Annotated in this window: 4 protein-coding genes; all 4 read right to left on the bottom strand. The window is 37.9% G+C overall.

The window, feature by feature from the left end:
• Positions 1–346 precede the first annotated feature (346 nt).
• From lpxK to BHE89_RS25585, 4 genes are read right to left on the bottom strand one after another with little or no spacing between them, the layout of a single operon-like run.
• Complete coding sequence (lpxK, locus tag BHE89_RS10795; RefSeq protein ID WP_128860469.1) at positions 347–1,342, bottom strand: tetraacyldisaccharide 4'-kinase; 996 nt, start codon at positions 1,340–1,342, stop codon at positions 347–349.
• Complete coding sequence (msbA, locus tag BHE89_RS10790; RefSeq protein ID WP_069368239.1) at positions 1,339–3,084, bottom strand: lipid A ABC transporter ATP-binding protein/permease MsbA; 1,746 nt, start codon at positions 3,082–3,084, stop codon at positions 1,339–1,341. The genes lpxK and msbA overlap by 4 nt, the downstream gene beginning before the upstream one ends.
• Before the next feature lie 36 nt (positions 3,085–3,120).
• Positions 3,121–3,642, bottom strand: coding sequence for an MBL fold metallo-hydrolase (locus BHE89_RS25590; RefSeq protein ID WP_286146074.1), 522 nt, complete (start codon positions 3,640–3,642; stop codon positions 3,121–3,123).
• Between the two features lie 44 nt (positions 3,643–3,686).
• Entirely contained in the window at positions 3,687–4,106 is a 420-nt protein-coding gene (locus tag BHE89_RS25585) for an MBL fold metallo-hydrolase (protein WP_286146073.1), read from the bottom strand.
• Between the last annotated feature and the right edge of the window lie 73 nt (positions 4,107–4,179).

Here is a 4,179-nt window from a genome sequence, read left to right as displayed (position 1 = left end):
GAATAAAATATCATAAAAGCGCAATAAAATATTTACAGTATCAAATATGACGAAAAAAATGACATCTCGATATTTATAGAGCATGGATAAAAAAAGACAACCGAATATAAAAAACAATGAGTCATCATTAAAAACGGTTTTTTATCATTCATCATGCACAAAGCTGACACTCTTCACTGCACAAAATATTAATTTACATTCAAGATCCACAAACTCTCCACACAAGGCTTTTGAGTAGATAGGGTAATGGCGAGTTAAATTGAACTACGACAAAAGCGATATGCAACTACGGGTAGGTAATCTTTTATGTAACGCTATCCTGATTTCCATTATAAATATCATTGTTTCAGATCAGATACAAGTTTTTTTTCGAGCTGTAAATTAAATTGCTGACTTGTTTTAGCACAGATTGGCTATTTAATTCAGCGCTAACAGGTAAATACCACCAATTATCTTGTGCAAAATGCTGACATTTCACAGCATCCTTTTCTGTCATAATAAGCGGTTCTAAATCAGGTGTTAAATCCTGTAATTCTTGAGCACTATAATCACTATGATCACTAAATGCTTTTGTTGTGATTAATGCAATCCCTTTTTCACGTAATGAGTTAAAAAATCGAGGTGGATGACCAATCCCAGCGATAGCAACCGCCTTTTTAATTTGCTGGATTGGTCTTTTTTCTCCCGTTTTAAGATTAACAGCAATATCACCTTCCAGTACCATGCTTATCTCATTACCTTGGCTTACTCCACCATTAACGATAATTGCATCTACTGAATTTAAGCGCCCTGCACGCTCCCGCATAGGGCCTGCTGGTAACCACCAACCATTGCCAAATCGACGTTGACCATCAATGACAACAATTTCATAATCACGCTGTAATGCATAATGTTGTAAACCATCATCAGTGATGATCACATCCAGATCATATTGAGCTAATAACGCTTTTACTGCATCTCGTCGATTAGGCGCAACTGCAACGGGAGCCGTTGTCCGATGATGAATCAATACAGGTTCATCACCAGCCATGGCTGGTGTCGTATCGGATGTCAAAAGTAATGGATAATGATCTGATTTTCCGCCGTAACCACGAGACACGACACCTGGTTTAAATCCCCGCTGTATTAATTGCTCAACAAGCCATATCACAACAGGTGTTTTACCATTCCCACCTGCAGTTAAATTCCCCACAATCACAACAGGAACAGGGGCCTTCCATGATGCTAACCACCCTTTCTGATATGCAAAACGCCTTAGCAGTGTAATCGCACCATACAACCATGAGAATGGAAGCAATAGGATATAAAACCAAGATTTACCAGACCAAATCCGCTCAATCATTTGCCAAATTGCATCCTGTGAAGTTGTGCATAAATACCCTGTTTTTCAATCAAATCAAGGTGTGCGCCACGTTCAACAATTTCGCCGTCTTCAATAACTAATATTTCATCCGCTTTTTCAATCGTTGATAAACGGTGAGCAATGACTAAAGAGGTTCTGTTTTTCTGTAGTTCATCAAGTGCGGACTGAATAGCTCGTTCTGATTCTGTATCTAACGCTGATGTTGCTTCATCAAGAATAAGAATAGGGGAATCTCGTAATAATGCTCTTGCAATTGCAATACGCTGACGTTGTCCACCTGAAAGTAACACACCATTTTCACCAATTTCAGTATCTAAGCCTTTATCCATTTTTTGGATAAAATCCATCGCATGAGCCATTTTCGCCGCTTTTTCAATATCTTCACGGGTATACTGCTCTTCACAAGCATAGACGATATTGTTTGCCACAGTTTCATTAAAAAGATGCACATTTTGAGAAACTAATGCAACTTGGTTACGCAAAGATTTTAATGTGTATTCACGAATATCATGACCATTAATTAATATCTCACCTTCATTAACGTCATAAAAACGAGTGATCAGGTTGGCAATCGTAGATTTACCAGAGCCTGAACGTCCAACTAATGCAACAGTTTTTCCTGCTGGAATGGTAAACGACATATTTTTCAATGCTGGCGTATCTTTCGTAACATATTGGAAAGTCACGTTACGAAATTCAATATCACCCGTTGGTTTTTTCAGTTCAAGCTTACCCGTGTCTTTTTCTTGCTCCATATCGAGGATAGTAAATAGTGTCTGACAAGCAGCCATACCACGCTGAAATTGAGCATTTACGTTAGTCAACGATTTTAATGGGCGCATTAATGCAACCATTGAGGAGAAGACAACCGTAATTGTCCCCGCCGTTAATGTTTCCATAATTTCTGGGAAACTTGCTGCATATAGAACAAATGCTAATGCAAAGGAAGCAATCAATTGAATAATAGGATCTGAAATTGACGAGGCGACAACCATACGCATACCTTGACGGCGAATATGATTACTCACATGGTTAAAGCGCTTATTTTCAACTTCTTGACCATTAAAAATCAGAACTTCTTTATGCCCTTTTAGCATTTGCTCTGCGCTAGTTGTTACTTGTCCCATGCTATTTTGGATCCGTTTACTGATCGTTCTAAAACGAGTCGATACCAAACGGATAACAACAGCCACAATAGGTGCGATAACGATAAGGATCAGGGATAATTGCCAGCTATAGTAAAACATCAAACAAAATAGCCCAATAATATAAGCACCTTCACGTACAACTGTGATTAATGCGCCTGATGATGAAGAGGCAACTTGTTCTGAATCATATGTGATACGAGAGAGTAAAGTCCCTGTTGATTGCTGATCAAAAAAGCTCACCGGCATTCCCATTATGTGAGAAAACAGTCGGCGACGCATATTCATTACCACTTTTCCTGATACCCAAGAAAGGCAGTAACTTGAAATAAAGTTAGATATACCACGCAGAACGATCAGTCCAATAACAGCAAGAGGCATCCATTTTAATACGTCATTGCTGGCTTTACCAAAACCTTCATCAAGAAGCGGTTTTAATAAAGAAATCATAAATGCATCCACCCCCGCATTGATGACTAATGCAATTGCAGCAACGATTAACCCTGCTTTAAAAAGTCGGATCATTGGCCATAAGCGGCGGAATGTTTGCCACGTTGATAGATCTATATCATTCATATATATTACCAAACTTTTAATAATTAGCCGGTCATTCTACTCGGGAAACGTCAAAACACCAAACCACTGATGATACCAACGAGGTAAAATATCTCGTCTATAGGTAAATACATCAATATTATTTTGATTAAACTCGATAGAAATTTGTCCACTAATAGAAGTTGTTAGCCAATTAATAGCTTCTCTTTTATAACGATGATGTACTTTATCAGAAGGTAAACGCCAAGGGCTATAACGAGCAGCAGAAACGAGCGCAAATTTAGGTGATACTGCTTGAATAAACATCAATGTGGATGATGTTTGACTACCATGGTGAGGAACTTGTAAAACATCGGCTTTCAGTTGTTCTTTTTTGACTCTTACTAATTGAGCTTCAGCTTCTTTTTCTATATCTCCAGTCAAAAGAATATGGTGTTTACCATCACTGACATTAATCACACAGGATTGATTATTCTTCGGGGAAGGTAACTTATTCGGTGGCCATAATGCCTCAAATCGAAGCCCTTTCCATTGCCATGATTTATTACTTAAACAAGGTAAAATGCGAAGGATCGTCAAAACTACTACGAATGTTTAAGTTAGGATACGCTTTTATTAAATCGTTAATCCCCCCCAGTATGATCAAGATGATCGTGACTAATTATCAATGCAACGGGTTTAAGCCGATGACTTTTTAAATAAGGAATAATGACACTTTTGGCAATTGAACCACCACTTTTCCACCGTATTCCAGTATCATAAATAACCGCTTCTCCTTCTTTTTCAAGAACAACAGCTAAACCATGTCCAACATCTAGCATGGACATTCGCCATTGATAGCGTGAAGAAGCTGTCAATTCACAATATAAAACAGCACCAATAGCCACAATGCATATAAAATGATAATGCCACCATGACATTTTGATGACTAAAATAATGCCGAGCCCCAAAAAAGCTAATAATAAAGGAATAGCACCACTTTCTTGCCAAAATGGTAAAAATAATGGAGTACACCAAAAAGCAAAATTGATAGAAAAGATCAACCCAATGCCAAATTATCGGCTGTAAAAATGAGAGAAAAAATGTCAATAATCCAATCATTATTAACGGTACGGT

It is taken from the genome of Shigella sp. FC1967, from assembly GCF_001743005.1.
In the GTDB taxonomy this organism is placed as follows: domain Bacteria; phylum Pseudomonadota; class Gammaproteobacteria; order Enterobacterales; family Enterobacteriaceae; genus Proteus.
Note: the sequence above shows the minus strand (reverse complement) of the source record. Positions and strands in the feature narration are given on the sequence as shown.

Bases quoted from the DNA above. Each gene is read 5' to 3' on its own strand.
- lpxK (WP_128860469.1), bottom strand. From the start codon at position 1,342: ATGATTGAGCGGATTTGGTCTGGTAAATCTTGGTTTTATATCCTATTG.
- msbA (WP_069368239.1), bottom strand. From the start codon at position 3,084: ATGAATGATATAGATCTATCAACGTGGCAAACATTCCGCCGCTTATGG.